The organism is Aureispira sp. CCB-E (assembly GCF_031326345.1).
GTDB lineage: Bacteria > Bacteroidota > Bacteroidia > Chitinophagales > Saprospiraceae > Aureispira.
In genome coordinates this window covers 746,271-770,183 of sequence record NZ_CP133671.1, presented here as the reverse complement: position 1 = coordinate 770,183, position 23,913 = coordinate 746,271, and the positions used below count along the sequence as shown (strand labels likewise).

At 36.4% G+C, this 23,913-nt stretch carries 19 protein-coding genes; 10 read left to right on the top strand and 9 right to left on the bottom strand.

Annotated features, from left to right (window positions below):
* Position 1: 1 nt before the first annotated feature.
* From QP953_RS02980 to QP953_RS02935, 10 genes are all read left to right on the top strand, one after another.
* Positions 2-1,015, top strand: a complete 1,014-nt coding sequence (locus QP953_RS02980) for a VWA domain-containing protein (protein ID WP_052597938.1) — start codon at positions 2-4, stop codon at positions 1,013-1,015.
* Between the two features lie 65 nt (positions 1,016-1,080).
* Complete coding sequence (locus QP953_RS02975; RefSeq protein ID WP_309553915.1) at positions 1,081-1,755, top strand: tetratricopeptide repeat protein; 675 nt, start codon at positions 1,081-1,083, stop codon at positions 1,753-1,755.
* Between the two features lie 202 nt (positions 1,756-1,957).
* The gene (locus QP953_RS02970; protein ID WP_309553913.1) at positions 1,958-2,512 is read left to right on the top strand and encodes a TetR/AcrR family transcriptional regulator; all 555 of its coding nucleotides are present in this window, start codon (positions 1,958-1,960) and stop codon (positions 2,510-2,512) included.
* 59 nt (positions 2,513-2,571) lie between these two features.
* Complete coding sequence (locus tag QP953_RS02965; protein WP_309553911.1) at positions 2,572-3,432, top strand: SDR family oxidoreductase; 861 nt, start codon at positions 2,572-2,574, stop codon at positions 3,430-3,432.
* 219 nt (positions 3,433-3,651) lie between these two features.
* A complete protein-coding gene (locus QP953_RS02960; RefSeq protein ID WP_052597935.1) occupies positions 3,652-4,527 on the top strand; it encodes a DMT family transporter in 876 nt (291 codons plus the stop codon).
* A 26-nt stretch (positions 4,528-4,553) separates the two neighbouring features.
* A complete protein-coding gene (locus QP953_RS02955) occupies positions 4,554-5,552 on the top strand; it encodes an ADP-ribosylglycohydrolase family protein (RefSeq protein ID WP_052597934.1) in 999 nt (332 codons plus the stop codon).
* Between the two features lie 217 nt (positions 5,553-5,769).
* Entirely contained in the window at positions 5,770-6,000 is a 231-nt protein-coding gene (locus tag QP953_RS02950; protein WP_309553910.1) for a thioredoxin family protein, read from the top strand.
* A 64-nt stretch (positions 6,001-6,064) separates the two neighbouring features.
* Entirely contained in the window at positions 6,065-7,066 is a 1,002-nt protein-coding gene (locus QP953_RS02945; RefSeq protein WP_309553909.1) for a T9SS type A sorting domain-containing protein, read from the top strand.
* 6 nt (positions 7,067-7,072) lie between these two features.
* Positions 7,073-7,336, top strand: a complete 264-nt coding sequence (locus QP953_RS02940; protein WP_052597932.1) for a DUF2024 family protein — start codon at positions 7,073-7,075, stop codon at positions 7,334-7,336.
* 70 nt (positions 7,337-7,406) lie between these two features.
* The gene (locus QP953_RS02935) at positions 7,407-8,012 is read left to right on the top strand and encodes a MarR family winged helix-turn-helix transcriptional regulator (protein WP_052597931.1); all 606 of its coding nucleotides are present in this window, start codon (positions 7,407-7,409) and stop codon (positions 8,010-8,012) included.
* Here the strand turns inward: QP953_RS02935 and QP953_RS02930 are convergent.
* The 9 genes from QP953_RS02930 to QP953_RS02890 form a co-directional block, all read right to left on the bottom strand.
* Positions 8,009-8,386 carry a hypothetical protein gene (locus QP953_RS02930; protein ID WP_052597930.1) on the bottom strand — a complete coding sequence of 126 codons (378 nt, stop codon included), beginning with the start codon at positions 8,384-8,386 and terminating at the stop codon, positions 8,009-8,011. The two genes, QP953_RS02935 and QP953_RS02930, sit on opposite strands and share 4 nt — an antisense overlap.
* Complete coding sequence (locus QP953_RS02925) at positions 8,383-8,820, bottom strand: OsmC family protein (protein ID WP_052597929.1); 438 nt, start codon at positions 8,818-8,820, stop codon at positions 8,383-8,385. Before QP953_RS02925 ends, QP953_RS02930 begins: the two co-directional genes overlap by 4 nt.
* 67 nt (positions 8,821-8,887) lie before the next feature.
* Positions 8,888-9,577, bottom strand: a complete 690-nt coding sequence (locus QP953_RS02920; RefSeq protein ID WP_052597928.1) for a pseudouridine synthase — start codon at positions 9,575-9,577, stop codon at positions 8,888-8,890.
* The gene (locus QP953_RS02915; protein WP_309553907.1) at positions 9,577-10,344 is read right to left on the bottom strand and encodes a DJ-1/PfpI family protein; all 768 of its coding nucleotides are present in this window, start codon (positions 10,342-10,344) and stop codon (positions 9,577-9,579) included. Before QP953_RS02915 ends, QP953_RS02920 begins: the two co-directional genes overlap by 1 nt.
* A gap of 51 nt (positions 10,345-10,395) precedes the next feature.
* Positions 10,396-13,650, bottom strand: a complete 3,255-nt coding sequence (locus QP953_RS02910) for a VPS10 domain-containing protein (protein WP_309553905.1) — start codon at positions 13,648-13,650, stop codon at positions 10,396-10,398.
* A 581-nt stretch (positions 13,651-14,231) separates the two neighbouring features.
* Positions 14,232-15,593, bottom strand: coding sequence for a transposase (locus QP953_RS02905; RefSeq protein WP_052597925.1), 1,362 nt, complete (start codon positions 15,591-15,593; stop codon positions 14,232-14,234).
* 153 nt (positions 15,594-15,746) lie between these two features.
* Positions 15,747-19,004, bottom strand: coding sequence for a GEVED domain-containing protein (locus QP953_RS02900; protein WP_081909577.1), 3,258 nt, complete (start codon positions 19,002-19,004; stop codon positions 15,747-15,749).
* Between the two features lie 704 nt (positions 19,005-19,708).
* Entirely contained in the window at positions 19,709-21,598 is a 1,890-nt protein-coding gene (locus QP953_RS02895; protein ID WP_309553903.1) for a CocE/NonD family hydrolase, read from the bottom strand.
* Positions 21,599-22,315: 717 nt separating this feature from the next.
* Positions 22,316-23,761, bottom strand: a complete 1,446-nt coding sequence (locus tag QP953_RS02890) for a T9SS type A sorting domain-containing protein (protein ID WP_309553902.1) — start codon at positions 23,759-23,761, stop codon at positions 22,316-22,318.
* Positions 23,762-23,913: the final 152 nt, after the last annotated feature.

Genomic DNA, 23,913 nt, shown 5'->3' with positions numbered 1-23,913 from the left:
TATGTTACATTTTGAGCAACCCAATTATTTTTATTTACTACTCTGTATTCCTGTACTCATTGCATTGTTTGTAGGCATTACGCTACACAACAATCAACTTAGAGAACACTTCGGGGCACTGATAGGATTGGAACGACTTGCTCCTAATATTTCTCGTATCAAGGGACCTCTAAAATTTGGTATCCTTATGCTTGCTATGGCATTTTTGGTGGTAGCAATGGCCAATCCAAGAATGGGTAATAAAACCCAATCCGTCAAAAGAGAAGGGGTCGATATATTTATTGCAATGGATATTTCTAGAAGTATGTGGGCAGAAGATGTCAAACCAAATCGGATGGAACGTGCTCGTCAATTTGCCCAAAAATTGGTCAAAGCAGTACGAGGAGATCGAGTTGGATTGATTCTATTTGCAGGACACCCTTACTTGCAAATGCCTCTAACAACGGATTACGCCGCCGCACAACTTTTTGTACAAACCGCTAGTCCTAAGTTAGATATCACACAAGGTACGGCTATTGAGTCTGCTATTGATATGGTGGTAGAATTGGGACGTAAAGAAGAACAAAAAAAACAACGTGCCTTGATTGTCATTACAGATGGTGAAAACCATGAGTTAAATGCCGTAGAAACTGCCAAAGAAGCCAAAACGAATGGGGTCACTACTTTTGTTGTTGGTGTTGGCACTGAATCTGGTGCACCAATTCCGATTAAAGATGCAGGCTATGCACAGTTTCAATTGGACAAAGACGGGCAAATTGTTCAAAGTAAAATGAACACAGATTTGATCAAAAAAATTGCCCTAAGTGGTGGTGGAAATTTTTACAAAGCCAATTCTAACCCAGATTTAATTATTGCCAAATTAGTCAACAAAATGGCAAAACTAGAAAAAACAGAATTTGAGCAACAAGAATTTGATGTTTATGAATCTTATTTTCAGATTTTCGTAGCGATTGCTTTAGGGCTTTTGATACTTGAATTTTTTATTACATACCGTAAAAGTAAATGGTTTCAATAATGGTTGTTAAAACTATTTTCAAACAAACTATCTTGCTTATTATTTTAATCTAAAACGACATCACAATGAATCCCCCCGATAACACATTTACCCTTGGAGATATTTTTTACACGCAACAGGAAGATAAATTCAATTTATTTAAATTGATAAAATTTGATGCTGAATTTAATACCTACCATGTCAAAATTTATGCTCCAGTCGCTAGTTTACCAGCAGTAGAAGAACTAGATAATTTGAGCGTCATTGCCTACCACGCTCCTATTGACAAAAACGGTTTTGAAAATCCGACGTTACTCTATTCTACGTCTATAGAAGATGAAGACTTGATTGGTTATTTAGAATATATTAAGCAAACTGGTAATGTCGATGAGGTTGTTCAATACGCTAGTAAGTATTATAAAGAAGCCTATCAATTGAGTAATCAAAAAAAACATGAAGAAGCGATTGGCAAATATTCTAAAGCCATCGAATTAATTCCGCATTTTTTTGAAGCAATTGACAATAGAGCCTTTTGCAAAATGGATTTAGGTCGTTGGAAGGAAGCCATTGAAGACTTTAAGCATTCTTTGGTTGTCAATCCCAATAGTTTTTTGGCTATTTTTTCTATTGGAGAATGCTATTTCAAATCCTCAGATTATGCACAAGCAAAAGATTATTTTGAACAAGCTATCCTCATCAATCCTGAGCATGAGTTACCTAGAAAATTTTTGGCTCAAACCTTAGAACAGCTAGAAGCGTAATCCTCCTAGAGCCTATGCCTAAAAATTGGGCATACGCTCTATTTTTAGTTCAAATTTTGGCTGGAAAATTCATGACAAATTAAAAGTTCTTTTTCTAGTTATGATGCACTAGTACTTCAAGTTGCCTTCAACAGACCAATCCATTATTTGAAAACCGCTCTTTATGCTTGGAATATTCATTCCAATAATATACCTTTGCAACATGACAAAAAAGGACAACATATTAAATGCGGGTGTACAGCTCTTAGCTAACAATGGGATACATGCTACTCCTATGTCTGCTATCGCCAAGTCAGCAAAGACAGGTATGGGCACTATTTATAACTACTTTGACAACAAAGAAATTTTGATCAATGCAATTTATGTAGATATAAAAGAAAAAGAAGCCGCTATCCTTGCTCCTGTAGATGTCAATGCCCCCATCAAAACCCAGTTTGAAGCCTATTACATAGCTGTTGTGCAATTCTATATTAAAAACCCTGCCTATTACAAATTCATGGAACAGCTACAAGGTTCTCCTATTATCACTTCAGAAAGTAAAAATATTGGTTACCAAACCATAGAACCAGTTGTAAAAACCTTGCAAACAGGACAACAAGAGCGAATTATTAAATCCATAGAACTAGAAGAGCTTTTACAATTTTTAGGTGGTTCCATTTTTTCTTTTGTTAAGTGGTACCATACGACTACTTCTTCTCAAAAAAATACTTCTCTCAAGAACCAACTTCAGATGGTTTGGGATGCTATAAAAGAATAATTTTTTTATCCTATTTTTGGAATGAACATTCATTCCAGATTTAAATAAATACTATAACAATGAAAAAAAATGTCTTAATTACAGGAACATCTACTGGTGTTGGGCTAGAAAGTGCTGTTTTATTTGCAAAGAACGGTTACAAAGTTTATGCAAGTATGCGCAATACTCAAAAAAGCACCACATTGCAAGAAAAAATTAAAGCAGAAAACTTAGACATCCACATTTTGACGTTAGATGTAACCGATATCCAAACGATTCAAAAAGCCATTGATACCATTATTGCAGAAGATGGCAAAATTGATTTGTTAGTTAACAATGCTGGTGCTGGTTTTGGAAAGACAACAGAACAAACTAGTGAAGAAGAAATGCAATGGGTAACGGATGTCAACTACTTGGGTGTCGTTCGTTGTACCAAAGCTGTCTTGCCCATTATGCGCCAACAACGCTTTGGACATATTATCAACATTACATCGGTTGGAGGCTTGGTAGGACAACCTTTTAATGAATTTTACTGTGCAGCAAAGTTTGCCGTAGAAGGCTATACCGAAAGTCTAGCTAGTTATGTTAGTGATGCTTTTAATATTAAATTTTCTATGGTAGAACCTGGTGGAATTAGTACTGAATTTATGAGTTCTGCCATTCATAAAACGAGTGTAGATGGTCAGCTATCTAGTGGAGAGTACCTGCCTATTTTTGAACGTTATATGAAAGGAAATTTGGAAAGAGCCTCTAAAAGTTCGCTTCAAGTGTATCAAACAGGGCTTGAGGTAGCACAAGTTATTTTAGAAGTAGCCAATAGTGCCACACCACCACTCAGAATAAGAACTTCAGAATGGGCAGAAAAATTCTGCCAATTGAAGACAATGGGTGATCCAGATGGAACTAAATTAGTTAATGAAGTAAAATCTGCATTTCTGTAACAAGCACTATTAATCTCTAGAACCCATTTTTTAGCTTTAAATAGGGAACATTGACTCCTTTCTAAAAATTTTCTACTATATCTATGGCTCAATATAAGTCATCTAATTAGTAGAATTTTAATACCTTGTTGACAATAGACAATAGTTCGTTGAAACCACGCAGTAGCAGCAAAGCTAACCAACGAGCTACTAAATAGAGTAGACTACTAAAATATTGTTATGAACAAAGGCAACCTCCTTAGAAACTTATTAGAGCTTAACTTAGCCATGCTTTTTATCAGTACATCAGGGGTATTAGGAAGGTATATCAATATGCCTAGTCCGATTGTCATAGAGCTTAGAGCACTCCTCGCCTGCATTGTGCTGTTTATTTTCTGCCAATGGAAAAAAGCTTCCCTGACCATTCAGCCCAAGGATAGAAAAACAGTTTTTATCAGTGGCATTCTGTTAGGTTTGCATTGGACGACCTATTTCTATGCCTTGCAGTTGTCAAACGTAGCAATAGGAATGCTTTCGCTATTTACTTTTCCAGCAATTACGGCCATTTTAGAGCCCATATTCTTAAAAACAAAAATTCTTGCCTTCCACCTTGTACTCTGTTTATTAGTATTGATTGGCATTTATTTTTTGGTGCCTGATTTCAGTTTGGAGAACAGTCAATTTAAAGCCGTTGGATTTGGAGTCTTATCAGCTGTCTGTTATGCCTTTCGCAATCTTATGATGAAATCTAAGGTTGATACCTACAATGGTTCTGTATTAATGGTTTACCAATTATTAACGATTGCTATATTGTGGGCTCCGTTTGTGGGAATATTAGACAATTCTAATTTGGTGAAGTATTTACCAGCCACTATTTTATTGGCTTTATTAACAACTTCTATTGGGCATACGTTATTTTTGTATAGTTTAAAAAATTTCTCTACGACTACCGCTAGTATCATTAGCTGCACTCAACCTATTTATGGTATATTAATAGGGCTCCTTATTTTGGGAGAAGTTCCCGAATTGAGAACCATTATCGGTGGAGTGATTATTATTTCAACTGTTTTGGCTGAAAGTTTTCGATTAAGTCAAATAGAACAACCAACCACTTAATTGCTTATTGATGAACCATACATATCATGAATCTTCAACATTTACTTATAGGAACGGCTATTGGAGATGCTTTTGGTGCTGGAGTAGAATTTCAAGATAGAGACTGGATTAGAGCTACCGTAGATTTTTCTTCTTTTGTCAATGCAAGGGCATCTATACCTGTCCCCCCAGAGCAAATAACAGCATTTACGAAAAACTATACTGCTTGGGATTATACCGATGACACGGAAATGACAATTGGCGTATTTAAGGCACTGGTTTCATCAGAAAATTTTTCAGAACAATTATTACTTCAAAAATGGGAAGAAGAATATAAAAAAGGGATCACCGAAAAAGGTTTTGGGAGAAATGGTCATGGTTCTATGAGTTGGTACTACTCAGGAGAAAAAACAATAGAAGAAATTCGCGCCTTTCAAAAAAATCGCCCCAATCCTGGCAATGCCCCTGCGATGAGAGCAGTTCCTCTAGGTTTAGTTTCCTCTACTTTGATCAATGCTTATGCCGCCATTAACGCCAAGGCAACTCATCCTAATATTCAAGCAATTTTAGCTAGCCAAGCTATTGCTAGAGCAGCAGAATACCTATTAAGAAAAAAAGGAAATGCTTTCAATATCATTCCTTATTGCTTGCAAACGATTGCTTTTAATCAAGGCTATTCTCGCTATTTGAGACAGGTAAATCAGCTGCCTGATTATGACTTGCTCACTTCCGAACACTTTGAAATATTATGTGGTTCGCAACCCATTCAAGCGCCCTATTTTTTAGCAGGTATCAAGGGCGTTCCTTCGGATTCAATGTATACAACTGGTTGTGTTTTGTATTTGCTTAAATATGCACAAAGCCCTTTTGATGCTCTTCAAAAATCAGTTTGCCTAGGTGGAGATGTAGACTCTGTTGCTTCTATTACAACAGGAATTTTAGCAGGCTGTCTAGGATTAGATAGTTTGCCTTCTTTCATGTTAGAATCGGTGGAAGGGCTCCCTTATTTAAAACAATTGGGACAACAATTTGCAACATTCTTTTAAATTCAACCAACAGTTAAACGGTTGGTCTAAGCTATCTATAACTACCTATTTTTAAACGTTTAAGCCTTCTTTCAGCTGCCTTAAACCACCCAATCTCAATCTTATTTAAAAAAATAATTGGCTTGGTTAATAATAAAAATTTCAAAATAATTTTTTTAATTAGGAATCCTAACTATATTTGTGCCAAGCAATATTGCTTCACTTAAACTAAACAATTATGAACAAGTCTATTTTTTATCACGCAGGATGCCCTGTATGTGTTTCAGCAGAGCAAGAAATTTTAAACTTAATTGCCCCTTCCAATGTAGAAGTTATCCACTTAGGCGAAAGCCCTTCTCAAATAACGGAAGCCGAGAAATATGGCGTACAATCTGTCCCTGCACTTGTTACCCCTAATGGCAATGTTCTGCACATTAATTTTGGAGCTTCACTAAAATATCTAAAATAATTTCTTCATCCATATAGTTAGGACTGCTAATTACATCTTAGCTATGCTTTTATTTTTAGAAACAATGAAACAACTACAAACTATTTTTGGATTATTATTACTATTCTTAACAACACTTTCAGCACAAGATTTTGAAATTAGCAATGTGTCTGTCACAAAAAATGCGGCATTACAACAACTCGTTTTTTCAATAGAAGTGCATGGAATTGCTGGCGATTCTGTTCCCACAGCCATAGGAGCTTTGGATGGTGCGCCAGTACTTGGTTACGTTTTCCCTACCACGTTGAATGCTTATGATATAGGATTTGATACAACTACCGGAATTGTTGCTCTAGCATTAACCTCTCATCCTGATTTTGACGATACGCCACTTTGGGATGAAAACAATGATGCCAATTATTCGAATGACGGAATAGTTTGGCACCCTCATTGGGTATTATTAGTCAATGACACAAGCGTTGCAGGTGGTTTGGCGGTCAAAGCAACTTCTCTATCGAGTACTCTGCCTCCAACCAATCCAGGAATGCCGATGTATATGGATAGTCCAGGCTTCCCTGTTGTTCAATCAGGGCGTACGATTACTTGTACAGTTCCTTTGTACAGAGTAAACTACCAAGATCAATTTAATTACGATGGAGTCTCCGCATATATGCAAGTTAATACATCAGACAGCACTCGCCCGATGCTTGGTGTATACGAAATTTTGGATATTGCATCGGGCAATTTAGGACTACCTTACTCGGTTGGGACACATAGCTGTGATACCCTTACTATGAATATTTCTCAACAAACGGGCTTGGGTTTAATCAATCCTTCTACGATCAAGGTTTACCCTAACCCAGCATCAACGGTTGTAAATTTAGAATTAGACCATACAATTAATTTAGGTGCATACTCCGTTCAAATATTTACCATATCAGGCATGCTAGCCTATCAAACAACCATCCAACAAACGAATACTACAATACCAGTATCGTCTATAGGAGCTAGTGGTACCTATACACTCCAAATTATAGACAACGCAACTGGAGATCTAAAAGATTCAAAATTAATCATTTTAAACTAACAATTTATGAAAGTTGCCGTATGGGATACCTATGTCAAGCGTTTAGATGGAAAAGTAATGCATTTTGATATTTTGGTTCCGAACGATTTGACAGACCAAGAACAAATCCTAACATTTGGGAAAGATTATTTAAAACAAAAAACGTTTGAGACAGTAGATTTAAGCAGTAAAAGGTGTAACTTTTGTCATATAGAAGAAGCTACTCAAGAAATTGTACAAGGCATACAAACCAAAGGATATACAATTATTGAGTTAGAAAATTGTACCTAATTTTGACTTATATAATTAGGATTACTAACTTAGCCTGTAAGATATTTTCTTACAGGCAATCTTTAATTTTATGAAAAATAGTGCATTTGATTTATCGACTCAAAACAATGACTTTACAAGTAAAATTGTAGCTGGGCTAGAACGTGTTTCTGAAGTATTCAGGCTATTGCTATGGCAACATTCTAAGGTCATTGGTCTTAGCCCCATTCAAATTCAAATTTTAATGTTTGTAGAGTATCATGCCGAAGATTTGTGTAATGTCAGTTACCTTGCCAAAGAATTTAATGTTTCCAAACCTACCATTAGCGATGCCGTAAAAGTATTAAAGAAAAAAGAGCTCATTGACAAACATCCTTCTGCGATAGATAAGAGAGCCTATTCTATAGTTATTACTCCAGCAGGTCAAGCAATTATTGCTGAAGCAAAGCATTTTACGACGCCTATTTATAAACTAATAGGAGCCTTACCAGAACAAGAGCAAGAGCACTTATTCAATACCCTTAGTACCTTGATTCTCCGTTTGAATAAAACAGGTATTTTGGAAGTGCAACGAATGTGTTACAATTGCCAATTCTATACAAAAAATGAAGGAGATCATTTTTGCAATTTATTAAATGAAAAATTACTAAACACTGACATTCGCTTGGATTGTCCCGATTTTACAGTCAAACCTTAATCCATTCGATACAAACTCATTGATAGTGGCTTAGAACCATCCATTAACATTTTTAAATGCAAAGTATCTTGTTCTAATGTCATTTCTGCTTCTGTATTTCCTGGAGTTAACTCACTTTTAAAGATAACCACATTATCTTTTAATTCGTATGTACCAGCGCCTTGATGTCCAGGATTTCCAAAGCCAACATATTGACCATCTGCTTTAAATTCAATTCCATTCTCATTAGAAGGGTCTGAACTTTTGCTAATGTCCTTGTTATCTAGTACTGTTTTATATATTTTCCATTTGCCAATCAATGACTTCGCCTCTTGGCTGTTGTTGTTACAAGCTCCTAAAAAAAATAGGACTAGTATCCAGATCAATTGTTTCATTTTGCTAATGTTGTTTTAATGATAGTATCACTTGTTAATGTTTTATGCACAGGGCATTTGTCTGCTATTTTCATCAAGCGTTCGATTTGTTTTTCATCCAAATCGCCTGTTATATGAATGCGTCGATCTATGATATCTACTTTTGCAGAAGATTTCTCACAATCTATGCAATCTTGGTGATAATCCTTAGAATGACTCAACTCAACCACTACTTCCTTTAATTCCCATTCTTTTCTAGAAGCATACATTTTTAGCGTCATAGCCGTACAAGCGCCAAGGCTAGACAACAACAACTCATAAGGAGTAGGTCCCTCGTTATTTCCGCCAACTGATTGTGGTTCATCTGCTTTAAGATGATGCTGGTTAATGTCGATATCTGATGTAAGACCATTTTGCCCGATTGTTACTTTTACAGCGTATTGATTAGAAGCCATAGTTATTTTTATTAGATAAATTTAAATTAGCAATAGTACAACTAACTAGTATTGGGTGTACAATCAATTATTCCAACAACAACACCTCTTGCATCCGTAAAAACTCTTTGGGAAACGTGGCTTGGATTGTCAATTTTTGTCTAGTTACAGGGTGCTGAAGTTCTATTTTTTTGGCATGAAGCAACATAGTTATCATGTCCCATTTTTCTTTAAACAAACGATTCTGCTTGTTGCAACCATGCGGTCTATCTCCAACAATTGGATGTCTCAAATGGTTGCAATGTTTTCTAATTTGATGCATTCGTCCTGTCTTTGGATAAGCGGCAATGAGTGAATAACGAGAAGTTGAATGTTTGCCAAAAGGAATATTTAGTTCTGTCCTTTTTAAGCATTTAAACTCTGTCACTGCCTCCTGTATTTTTCCCCTATCGTTTTTCAAAGCATAATCGACCACCATTTCTTCAGGGAAATAGCCTCGAACAATAGCATAATACTCTTTTTTAGTTTGCTGGTGTTCTATTTCTTGTTGCAATAGCCGAGTACTTTCCTTATCCAAACCAAAAATTAATACGCCTGAAGTTTTTCGATCCAAACGATGTACTGGGTAGACAAATTGCCCAATTTGATCTCGTAATAATTGCAAGGCAAACTCTTCTGCGTCATTAGCTATTGCACTGCGATGCACCAACAAACCATTTGGCTTATTGATAACAACCATACAATTATCTTGGTATAATATTTCTAATTTTTTGGTCATTACTCTTCGGCTACATTCAAATATTTCAAACCATTCAAATTCCAATCAATAACCAATCCTTTTGCCAGTTGATCGGCTACTTTTTTTCCATACAACAATTCACAAAGATAGAGAGAAGCTTCAAAAGATTTTGCTCCACCAGCTGAGGTAATAAATTTACCATCATGCACAAATAAAACATCTTCGTGGATGGTTAAATTAGGAAACATTTGGCGATAAGCAGCTATATCTGCTGGAAATGTTGTGGATGCTCGCCCCTTCAATATACCACTCTTGGCTAGAACAAATGCTCCATCACAATGAGACATAACATACATAGCCTTCTTGGACGTTTCACGCACAAAAGCCAACATTTTTTGATCGTTTAAATCACTATCCAAATGATGTTCAGCACTAGGCACTACCAAAATATCTATTGTTGGCAAACTATCCTCTAAATAATTAAAATCTGGAACAATGTGGATTCCCTCAAATGTTCTAACATAATCCGCCTTATTGGCAACGGTAAATACATTCATTGCTTGGATACTATCTCTAAAAATAGTGTGTTGAAAGATGTCAAAAGGTGCTGTCAACTCTGTATTGTAAACCCCATCCATAATTAAAAAAGCAACATTGTATCGCCCTTGCTTTAGATTGGGGTGTATCAATCGTTGTTGCTTTAATGTACTTTCCCCTTCTACAGGCATTTCTGTACTTTCTTTTGGAGCGCTTTGACAACTCCCTAGTATAATCGTTGTTGTCAAAATGAATAGGCTAATTCTCATACTATGCTTTTAATCCTTTTCTTTAACTCAAATTTGATCCTTCGGTAAGCATTATTTTTTAATAATCTTATAGGTTCCCACCGTGTTATCCGCATATATTTTGATGACATAAACTCCTGCTGCTGTTCCCAACTTCAAATCCATTACTTGAGTTTGCTCAAATAGTTCTTGTGTTACTATTTTTCCTGCCACATCCATTATTTCTATTTTAACAGCATCATAAGTCCCCCCTAGATCTACCCTAAATATTCCTGTTGTTGGATTTGGATAAATTTGAACAGGTGTCGCAATCGTCGTTTTTACATCCAGACCAATCGGTTCTACAATAATCGTATAATCTTCAACCTCTCCATCTCCACCTGTCATACAAGCTGTTGGAGCAGCATTATACAAACAACCTACCCGCATTCTAGTTTTCCCAATAGCGGCATTAGCAGGAACTGCAATGGTTAAAGGCGATAAGATGGTCGCACCATTACCTGTATTTTGAGCAAATCCCAAATCATACTCTTCTCCAGCATCATCAAAATCAAAATCCTGATTCCAATCAATCCAAACTTTAGAATAAATGGCATAATTACCATCTGTATTCAAATTATTTCTCAGGTTATAACTATTGGACACCATAACACGTGCTGAGTCTGTTAAGGTATAATCTGTATAAGGTTGTGTTTTTCCAGAAGTACGCGCAATGCCTGCAAACTCTACCAATGTAATGCCTGTTCCGTAGGCCATATTTCCTTCGGAATAGCAATATTCCAAAGGTCGAACCGTATACATAAACTTATACGTTTCCGTTGTATCTCCATTTGATCCTACCGCATACACTTTAAAATAAAGCTTTGTTCCAGTAGGATAAATGGGCAATGGAGTAACCGTTTTCCAAGTACTATCGACAATATTTGTCATCAATATGGTACTGTCGAAAGTAGGGTTGTTCGCCGACCATTTGACGTATACACTTGTCAGATTATTATTATAAGAAATTACGGAAGTAACATCTTGCAAAGATCCCATTTTTGGGGCTTCTAAAGTCGGAGGATCCGTAATGGTTGTGGTTAAAATCGCTGGAAAATCGTGACGCCCCACCAAGTGATATTCCCACAAACCTCTGCCCCATGTCGCGGCTCTCAAAGTATTGGCTCCATACTGGATTTCTAAATCTCGAACAGTTGTATTAGGCAAATTAGGATTATACAATACCCACGTATTTGAATTCATCGGTTTGTAATAGACACCGATCTCTGCCCCAACATAAATATTAGAAGCATCCGTATGATCAATAACAACAGTACGCAATGGCATATTACCTAAGTTGTAGGTAATGTTGGTCCACGTTTGTCCCATATCATGCGACAGGTATATTTTCTGATTATCCGCTTGATAACGATTATAGGTAACAACAATGGTATTGTCATCTTTAGGGTCAAAAGCCACATCAGTAATAGAATGCCCTGGCAAGCCTGCTGCAATGCTAGAAAAAGTCTGCCCTCCATCTTGTGATAGCTCTATAGCATCATTTCGAACCAAGATAATATTGTTTGAATTGTTCTCTGCAACAACACCTATTTTGATATTTCCATTAAAACTAGGTGTACCGACACTATACCATCCATCGCCAAATTCATCGGAAACATACAAACTATCCATACAATGATAGACTTTCATTTGTAAATTAGGGTCAAACATCAAAGGAGCTTGCCAGTCTCCATTTCCTCCTTCTGGTGAACCTATACCATTTCTAGATTGTCCTCCGTCTTGTGTCCGTTGGCGAGTTCCAAACTGCCAACTACCAATCATCCATTGATCATTTAAAGGTTGAACTATTGCTTCCATGCCATCACCTCCATTCCACTCAATCCAACCTGTATCAGCCAAGATACTCGTACCATTATCTTGAGAACCTGCCATCTGAACTTTCCAATTGGACTGACTAATCCCTACGGCATAAAATTCCCGAATACCTGTCCCATCATTCATTCGATACCAAGATGCCCCATTATCAGGGCTTTTACAAAAATAGCCATCTGTACCTGCATAAAAAATACCATTGATACATTCTGCTGTCCTCAAATCTGCATGTACATAGGTTGTGTCGGGCGCACTATTGGCCCAATCTGTTACTTGGGTAAAATTATAACCTCCATCTGAACTAGCATAAGTATCCAAATAGCCATAGTACAAGTGCAAAGAATCCACATCTGAAACCGCAAAGCCATCACAGCTAGAAGGGGGATTGGTTAAAAAAGTAAAATTTTGTCCTGCATCATCCGAACGCCAAACACCATTATCAGAAGCAAAATAAACACAATTGGGACAGACTGGTGTCACAGCAATAATTCCTTGGGCATCATTATTTCCTGCAATTGTAGCAGAAGGTGTAAACGTTAATCCCAAATCTGTTGATCGTAGGATTACAGATTGATTGGTTCCCCAGTAATACGTATCGTATAAGTAAATAATATTAGCACTATTGGGATGAAATTCAATATCCGTAATGTCGGTATTGGGTAACAATTGCGTCCATGTTTGTAGATTATCTGTTGAACGATACAAGCCTTTAGAAGTTCCCACAAACACTAAATCGGGAACAGTTGGATGATAAGCAATTTTATAAATTTGGTCATTATCCCCTAAGCCTCCCCAACTCAAATTTGTGGGATTAAAAGCCGTCAATGCCCACGTTGCTCCACCATCTCCTGATTGAAAAATTCCATGCGAAGAACCATTGGAAGCATTTCTAATATTAATTAAAATAGAATCGGCATTTGTAGGTGAAGCATCCATTGTATTTACCCCAGAAGCTACTAAAAAATCAGTTGTATTTTGCCAAGTAGCACCGCCATCTCCTGTTCTCCAAAATCCTCCACTTCTAGATCCCATGTACATTTGTTGTGTCTGATTAGGATTAACATAAAAGCACTCTACACGACCAATTCCTGGTGAATAATGCGTCGTAATGTTATTGGCATCATAGGGACCTAAATCATTCCATCCCATTGGATATAAATTTTCGGGCTGAGGATTGTTACTTAAAAAATCTTGATAAGCATGTTTCAGAAAGAAAGGATCTATATTTTTTCGATCGCCTGAAGGATAATAACGATCTTCGTTCCATGCTCTCCAGCGCTGATAGGCTTTCCATCCAGACCCTTTTCCCTTACTATGCGTTTCATAATACTTGTCTGCCGCTTTACAAACATCATAAAAATTGACATCCATATTGTTCATCAATTGTTTGTAATTTTGAGCCTGTAGGCTACATGCGTAACCAATTATAATTCCTAATAATAACTTATAATTCATAAGATTGCTGTTTATGTGGTGTATACAATCTTTAAGATATTAGTTTTTGGAGGTTTTCACAATATTTAAAACATTCATTTTGTACTGTTCATAAGGAATTTAAACATTTTTAGTTCGGAATAAAATCGATAATAAACATTCCTTAAAAAAGAAGAAATATGGGGTTTGAATCTTTACTTCATGAGTACTATACAGTTGATTATAAAAATTACACCACTTAACACCATAAAAAATTAATAATCAACAGATAAAACCTAACAAAGCAAACCAATACAAAGCTAGCATTTAGTTTTCTGTAAAAACCAAACAGCCAAACGATGAAGTAGCGCAACTAAACTTACGCCCTCTTGAGCGTAGTAAATAATACTCCACAAAGGATTCTTGATTCAACCCCCATAGCTAGGCATTCCCTGCACTAAAGGTCGAAGAAGCTCTTTCCAAATAATATTTGGAGGGAGCTTTTTAGATTTTGTAATCTCTTTCGCCTTTTATGACATACTTCCAATATTTTTAGCTAAAAAAGAGCAATTCATTCAAGTCAAGGCATAGTAATCCCACAGTGCAATGGGTATGCGACTTGATTAAGCTGCTTTTGGAGTGCTATTTTGAGGCGGCGCAGCTTTATTCTCCCTTATACGAGCGATTTTCATAGCTGCGGCAGTCCAAACGCCAAAAGCAATCCACAGTATTTCCGTTTTTGCTGTTTTGGCTCGAACTCTACCCAAACTGTAATGCATCTTTTGATTCCCAAAAGCGCCTTCCAAAACCGTAGACCTTTCTTTATCTAATGCTTTTCGAGCGACAGATTGGACAGCGTTTTTTTCTTGCTTCTTGGGGCGTCCCAATGGAACAAAGTTAGTAATAATGCCATTGGCTTTGCACCAGCGCCGATTTTCTCTTGTGGCATATATTTTATCTGCACCTAACATTTTTACCTTCTTGCGAATATATTGTTGGTGGAGACGAACGGTGGACTTCAATCTTGTTGATTCATTAAACGCATTGAATGATAAATGCTCAATCAGACAAAGCCCGCCTATTTCAAACATATGGGCTTTTACTCCAAACTCTACTCGTTTGGTTTCTTTTCCTCGAACGATAGGGCGAAGGTAGGGTTTGGCTAAAGAGATAATTCTATCTGCTCCAGCTGTTTCCCCCTTTTCATAAATCTCCTGTTGTTGCTCTAGTACCTTATAAATCACACCTAATCGCATTTGGAATTTTTCCTTCTGGGCGATTTCAGGGCTACATTGAACTATAATTTCAGTCAGTTGCCACAAGCCTTTCTCTAATAGATACAACAATTGTTTCTTGATCTTTTGGGTCTTTTTATAGCCTTTTTTCCGCCTTCTGGAATAGGCGCTATATCCTTGTTTTTTATCCTTATATTTTGAACGAGGCTTTCTGATACGATGATCTTTACATATGCTAAACATTGTCTCAAACACCCATTCACAGCATTCCCATAGCAATTTAGCATCGGTTGGAAAACGAACATGGCTCTCATAACAAGTCGCATCCATTAGACAAGATTGCTGGTCTGATAAATCTTCTTTCCAATGTTTTAGCAATATTTCTTGTAAGCCTTGAACATCCATGTATGAAGATAACCAACGACGCCATCGACCAACATAATCCTGGTCTTTTATCCGAGTATGTAAACCGAAATTGACTCCGCAAAATAACTGTAAGCTCCAATCTGTATTCACCCGAGCTATCAATTTGGCATCGCTTAAGTTTAGATATGATTTTAATATTTGAAGAGCTATCCCTCCTTGATCATTCATTATTCTATCTTTTCCTTTTTTCGGCAAAGCTGGAAAATACTGTGCTAAATCCTCAAGGGGAATACATTGATAAAGACGCCCTATGTCTGTCGATTTAAATATCTGCCACTTTAGGCTATTTTCAATTTCTGAGGCAAATAATGTTAACTGCGACATTTTATTTCGATATTGTAAGTGCAAAAATTTTGGTATTACCCCAATATACAGCTTTTTTCGAGCTTTTTGGGGTAATTCTTTTTATAAAAAAGCAGCTAAGAGATTGACTCTTAGCTACTTTTTTAATTTACGAACGCCCTAGATAAAAGTTCACTATTTTTTAACTATTTTATAAGTGCCTACCATCTCATCAGCATGTATTTTTAGCACATACACACCAGCTACTTCCCCCAAATTTAAATTCATTGTCTGCTTATTTTTGAAGGTTTTCGTATCAACTAGTTTGCCTGCGACATCCATAATTTGAATTTCAATGGACTCATAATATGCCCCCATATCTACACTAAAAGTTCCTTTAGTTGGGTTTGGAAAAATCTGGACAGGAGTTGTAATCGTTGATGAGACTCCTAAACCAACTGACTTTACAATAATAGTATAATCTTCTACTTCACCTCCTTCTTCAGACATACAAGCCGTTGGATTAAAATCTAAACAAGCCACTCTCATTCTAGTTTTTCCAATAGCAGCATTAGCAGGAACGGTAATCGGTAAAGGTGATACATCTGTTGGACCATTAAAAGTATCAACAGCTACCCCCATGTAGTATTCTTCTCCCACATCTTCAAAATCAAAATCTTGATTCCAATCAATCCAGACCTTAGCTTCAAAGATATTATCCCCATCTGTATTCAAATGGTTGGTCAATGTGTAAGTGTTAGATAACACAACTGTAGCAGAATCTGTCATTGTATAGTTTGTATAGGATTGTGTTTTTCCTGAAGATCGCGATATTCCCGCAAAATCTACGAAGGTAATTGCTGCTGCATCATACAACATACTACCACTTGCTGCACAATATTCCAAAGGTCGAACCGTATACATAAACTTATACGTTTCCGTTGTATCTCCATTTGATCCCACCGCATACACTTTAAAATAAAGCTTTGTTCCAGTAGGATAAATAGGCAATGGAGTAGCCGTTTTCCAAGTACTATCAACAATATTTGTCATCAATATGGTACTGTCGAAAGTAGGGTTGTTCGCCGACCATTTGACGTATACACTTGTCAGATTATTATTATAAGAAATTACGGAAGTAACATCTTGCAAAGATCCCATTTTGGGAGCTTCTAAAGTCGGAGGATCCGTAATTGTTGTTTTTAAAATGGCAGGAAAACTGTTCCGCCCCACCAAACTGTATTCCCACAAACCTCTCCCCCACGTTGCAGCTCGTATTGTATTCGTACCATACTGAATTTCTAAGTCTTCAATTGTCGTATTTGGCAAACTTGGGTTGTACAATACCCATGTATTTGAATTCATAGGCTTATAATATACTCCTATTTCTGCTCCAACATAAATATTAGAAGCATTGGTATGGTCAATAACAACAGAATGAAGAGGCATATTTCCTAAATTATAAGTAATATCAGACCATGTCTGCCCCATGTCATGTGATAAGTAGATTTTTTCGTTGTTTGATTGATAATGGTTATACGTCACTACAATTGTACTATCATTCTTAGGGTCAAATGCTACGTCTGTAATAAAATACAAAGGTAGTCCAGCGCCAATATTGGTAAATGTTTGCCCTCCATCTTGTGATAACTCTATTTCAGAGTACTGAACCACAACAATATTATCAGAGTTATTCTCGGCTATCGCAGCGACCTGAATGTTTCCCAAAAAACTAGGATTTCCAACAGAACGCCAACTTTCTCCGAATTCGTCTGAAACATACAAACTATCCATGAAGTGGTATACCTTCATTTGTGAATTAGGGTCAATAATTAAAGGTGCCTCCCATGCACCAGTACCTGCTTCTGGCGCACTAAGATTATCACCACTTGCTCCTCCATCATTCGTTCTCCGACGTCCTCCAAATTGCCAGCTACCAATCATCCACTGATCATTTAAGGGCTGCACAATAGCTTCCATACCATCAGCTCCATACCATTCGATCCAACCAGAATCAGAGAGTATACTGGTACCATTATCTTGTGAACCAGCAATTTGTACTTTTGAATTGGACTGACTAAGTCCGACCGAGTAAAACTCACGAATTCCAGTACCGTCGTTCATTCGATACCAAGACTGTCCATTATTCGGACTTTTGCAAAAATAGCCATCCGTTCCTACATAAAATACACCATTAATACATTCTGCTGTTCTCAAATCTGCATGTATATAGGTTGTATCTGGATTATTCCCTGTCGTCCATTCAGTTACTTTTGTAAAGTTATATCCTCCATCTGAACTCGCATACGTATCAACATCGCCATAACACAAATGTAAAGAGTCTACATCAGATACCGCAAAACCATCGCAATCTGAAGGTGGGTTAGTCAAAAAAGTAAAGTTTTGCCCTGCATCATCCGAACGCCACACACCATTATTAGAGGCAAAATAAACACAATTGGGACAGACTGGTGTAACCGCAAGAATTCCTTTAGCATCATTGTTTCCACCAATAGGAGCCGAGGGAGAAAATGTTAAACCAAAATCTGTTGAACGCAGTATTACAGACAGGTTACTTCCAAAATCATTTCCATCGTATAGATAAATAATATTTGCACTATTGGGGTGAAATTCAATATCTGTAATTCGTGTACCAGGTACCAAATTCGTCCATGTTTGCAAATTATCAGTTGAACGATACAAACCCGCATTTGTTCCTACAAACACCAAATTAGGAATAGTTGGATGATAGACAATTTTATATATTTGCCAATTATCTCCTACCCCACCCCAATTTAAGTTCGTTGAATTAAAAGCTGTCAATGTCCATGTTGCTCCTGCATCACTAGAACGATAAATCCCATGTGAAGCTCCATTGGAGGCATTTCGAATGTTGATGATCACAGAATCCGAATTAGTTGGAGAAGCATCCATTGTATTCACACCAGAAGCTAGCAAAAAATCAGTTGTATTCTGCCAAGTAGAACCACCATCCCCTGTTCTCCAAAAACCACCACTTCTAGATCCCAAATACATCTGCTGTGTATTATTAGGATTAACATAAAAACACTCTACTCGTCCAATTCCTGGGGAGTAATGGGTGGTAATATTATTGGCATCATAAGGGCCTAAATCATTCCACCCTGTTGGATATAAATTTTCAGGTTGAGGGTTGTCCCTCAAAAAAGCTTCATAAGCATGTTTTAGAAAATAGGGGTCTATATTCTTCCGATCTCCTGAAGGATAATAACGAGATTCATTCCATGCTCTCCATCGTTGATAACCTTTCCATCCAGAACCTTTTCCTTTACTGTGGGTTTCAAAATAACGATCAGCGGCTTTACAAACATCATAAAAATTGACGTCCATATCATTCATCATCCGTTTGTAGTTCTGAGCTTGAATACAAGAACTGCTAATCAAAATGCCCAGTAATAAGTGATAATAATACATAAGATTAATTAATTATGAGATTAATCAGTAATCGAACAAGCAAATATATAGGTGGAAAATTTAATCACATTTAATGTTCGTCAAACTATAGAATAGGAATATTAGCAAACAATTCACTTGGAACACTAAAGCAATTTTTTGATGAAGAGTGGTGCAAAAAAATGGAATTAACCTATAAATTATAGTGAACGGTTACTTAATACTAAATATATATATGTGTGTGTGCAGTTCACCATTCTCTAACTAAATAATTATCAAAAAGTCTGTTTATAACATTTATCCCAATACAGAAACTTGTATTCAACTACTTAGTGTATGGCGCTTATCAATTGTTAGAGTCGTAAAGTGATTTTAACTATTTTATGAAGAATATGATTTTATGTTGAACTGCTAACTTTAAAGTTCTTAATAATAATCAATAATGTCTTCTTCTAAGGAAAAGAATTAAATAGAAGATTAAACCAAAACAATCATTTTAAACAGTCAAAAAAAAACACATTACCCATTGTTTATTAACTAATTAAATTAAATTAAAATTTAATTTTAAAAGATCCATTTCAAATCTACTTTCTAATTGACCTTCCTGAATTATTTCTTAAATCTTTTCAATAAACTTCCGTACTAGTTATTTCATAAAAAAACCTACATAACATCTAATAGCTAAGTAGGCTTTTTTTAATAATTGTGTTAAACAAATATTAATCTCATTTGGGCGTAAAATTATTCTTTCCACCAATAACAATCTCGCTAGTTCCCAATAAAGTAATCTGGCTTTTAACAAAATCCTCTTCTTTTGCTTTATAAATATTTTCTACATAGTTTTGAGGATTTCTATCAATGTAAGGAAACCAAGTGCTGTGGATTTGAATCATTACTTTATGCCCTTTCTTGAACGTATGCAAAATGTCCTGTAATGGAAATTCTACATAATCCAATTGATTGGGTTTAAAAGGCTCTGGCTTAGAAAAACTATTTCTAAAGCGACCTCTAAACACCTCACTGCGAACCAATTGCTGATAGCCTCCCATGGCGACATTAGGTGGGGTTGCTTCTGTAGCAGGCTCATCATCAGGATACACATCTATAATTTTAACAACAAAATCTGCGTCTGTTGTAGAAATAGCCACATTCAGTTTCGCCATAATCTCTCCCGCCAAGGTAAAATCATCTACCAATACTTCTGTTTCAAAGGTCAATACATCCGCTCGTTTAGAAGCATGACGTTGGTCGTCTGTCATAAATTGACGAGGCGTAAAGCGTACAGGCGTTACTTCCGAACGATATGGAACAGGATTATCAGGATCTGAAATATAACTAAAAGTTGCCTTTAAATCAACCTCTTTGTCAATGATTAATTTTTGATTGGGCGCAAAACGCAATCGAGTTGGTTGTTCAACCATTGGAGGCCAAACAGCAAACGTTTTCCATTCTTTTTTTCCTGTATCAAATAAATACGCTTCTGGCAATGTTAGATCTCCCTTGTCTTTCAAATAATATTCAAAGAAAGGAAATTCGATATTTTTTTGATAAAAAGTAGATATTTCTTTGCCAAAATAAATGTGATTAACAGATTGAGTTCCTTTTTCTCGTGACCAATCGCCATGGGACCATGGTCCCATAACCAATGTGTTTTTATTTTGAGCATTATTTTTTTCTATGGTTTTATAGATATTTAATGGTCCATATAAATCTTCGGCATCAAACCATCCACCTACTGTCATAACGGCATGGTTCACTTTTTTTAGATGTGGCAAGATGCTCCGTTTTTGCCAAAAGTCGTCATAATTAGGGTGTTCTACCATTTGCTCCCAAAAGAAATTTCCTTCATAAACTTCACTTACCTTGCTCAAAGGTCCCAATGCTTTATGATATTTGTAAGCATCGTTCTCATCCAATTCCAACGCACTTAACTTTTCCCATCCTGTATCATACCAACTTTTAGTCGTTTGCTCTTCTTTTTGAATTCCAAAAACAGGATAAGCCTTTAGGTAACTTTGTAAACAAGCTCCCATATGATGAAAATCATCAAAAAAGAAATCACTAATTGGAGCCTGAGGAGAGGAAGCTACGAGTGCTGGATGAGCTTCAGGAATCGCCGCTGCCGTATAAAACCCAGGGTAAGAAATTCCCCACTGTCCCACTCTACCATTGTGATTTTTTATGTTTTTTAACAACCAATCAATCGTATCATAAGTATCCGAACTTTCATCAATTGCCTCTTTATTGTTAACATCATTTCCTGTTATGTGAGGACGCATGTTATCAAAGGTACCTTCCGACATATATCGCCCTCTCACATCTTGATAAACGAAGATATACCCTTCTTGCATTAAATAGGGAGATGGTCCTAGACTCCGACGATAGACACCTTTTTCATAAGGACGAATGCTATAGCAAGTTCTTTGCATTAAAAAGGGATACTTTTTAGATTTATCCTTTGGGCTATAAACAATCGTATACAATTTAACGCCATCTCGCATTGGGATTTGATAAACTGCTTTTTTGTAATTTTCCTTCACATAATCCTTGCTCAGAGGCACTTGTCCTATTAGTAAGGTACCAAACAACAGTTGAATCAATAGTAATATTCTCATTCTTATCGATTAATTTAGTCGCTCGCTTTATTTTTTATTAGGTAGTTGTAAACCAAATTAAATAAAAAACGTCTGGCGAACTCTTGTTAATATAATTCATAAAATAGGTAGGTGCTTAAGAATAGTTCACGATACGACGTTGGATTCTTCTTGAATCACTTTTTACCATGATGGCACACCTACAGCATATCAACATACAAAGATATATCCAATTTCATGCTATATTTTCGATAGAGTAGAGATTAAATTAGGTATAAACAACAAAAAACCATCTCGAATATATTCAAGACGGTTTCTTAACTAAAAACTGTTGGTAAGGTGTATTACATAAGAATTAAACGAGATTTGGGTATATGCGTCCTAAAAATTCCTAACAACTCATCCAACTCTATTGAGGTTTTATTCTTTAATACCCCGTTGATTATTATTCGCTTTGTTACTCCCTACGGTCGTGAGCTCGCTATGCTCGGTTCGCTCATGAGAGCACAAGGCTAGTTCCCTTTGGTCATGAACTTGGGCTTTTGTGCTACTAGCACAAGCCTACTCGGCAAGCTTAGTTTTTTAGTGCAAAGACTAATAGAAATACATCTTACTAATAATCAACTGCGAAGCCCTCACACGGTACCACGAAGTAGCAGCGAAGCTAACTAAAAGCAAAGCGCTCACGAAGTAAACTAATACAATTCTTCGACGGAGTAATGATTCTTAAAAAGCTATTTATTTTAATTGTAACAATCCAGTATTAACCATCTTGCCATCTCCTTTTAGTTGAAAGCTATATACACCAGCAGGAAGATCGCCACGGTTAAACTCCAACACATTTGTTCCTGCCTTCACTTGAGTTTGCACCACTTGTCCTGTCATATCAAACACATTCAATTCTAATTTTTTGTAAATCATATCAGGCACTTCAAATGTTGTGGTTTTGTCAACAGGATTAGGATAAATACGTACATTAGTAAAGGGATTTTCTAGATTGTCAACATGAGTAGCATTGGCATCTCTTAACTCATAAGAGAAACTTTGTTGCAAGTAATTGTTTTCCTCAATTACAATAGAGAACAGTGTTGGCTTTGGATTTGGAATGCTAATGCTTAACTCCAACTCATTTAAGTTGCCATTGGGATTGCTAGACGTCACTTGTGCATTAGGAAAAATCGTTTCCAAGGTAGAATAAGCAGCATTGTAAGTAATAACATCATTGGCATCTTGATCGTTAAATAACATACTAAAACCAAATGCTTGCCCTGGCGTGTTATACTCTAAAGTGTACGCATCTACAACCGTACCATTGGTTGGGTTGCCAACGGTTGGTGGCGCTAACATTTGACTGTTGTTCCCCAAATTGATTGGCAAAATCTGTAGCGAACGTCTGTGTTCTGCAATTTTTTGTCCATTTCTCCATTCTTCTACAATGACATCAAAGACAACAATTTGACTTCCCGAAGCCAATACACAGTTAAATTGTCCAGTAGTTGAAGAGAAAGAAACGGTTGACCCAGCTAAAATATCCAAAGGTTGTGCCGCACTTAGCCCAGAAGCAAAAGCAACAGAAGAGTTCGCACCATCTGCTGGAGCTGCCAAACTAAACAACAATTGATCCCCATCTACATCAAACCCTCCTAAAGCAACTGAAAAATTAGCCCCCATGCTTCCATAAAAAATAGGGTCAATAAAATACGTTGGAGAATTATTAACAATGGTATTATCAAACGTAGATTCAATGTACATTGACGCTGATCCTGGATTTACTAGATTGGTAATTGCCGAATTTCGACAACAAGAGTTCCAATTAAAATACCAATCTGTACATTGAGCAGGAAAAGTAATCGTATCACTATAAACATACTCTTCATAGCCTTGCACCATTCCCCCCATACAAGTAGTTTGAGAGCCTGGTATAGTTGTCACTACTGTTGGACCTGATGTTTGAAGTAAAGTAATATTATTGTTTATGCCACAATTTATACTCTCCATATTGACAGTCACAATACTTGGCACATTAATTCCGTTACAATCTCTATAAATGTACAAGCTTACAATATAGTCGTTGCCATTAACGTGTTCAAAACGAAATTCTGCACCAGAAAGATGTGAGGCATTCACATTAGAAGATGCTAGTAAAAAGAAAGCAACTAGCAAGGTAAAGAAAGGGGTTTTCATAACTGAAGATTTTAATTAAAAAAGTATTTATTCTGTTAGTAGTTCGTTGATTTTTTACTTTTTTACCAAAAAGATAAAAAAACACATTCATATTAGCTTGATAATTAAATTTTTAACACAAAAACAACAAATAAACAACTTGTTGATTATCA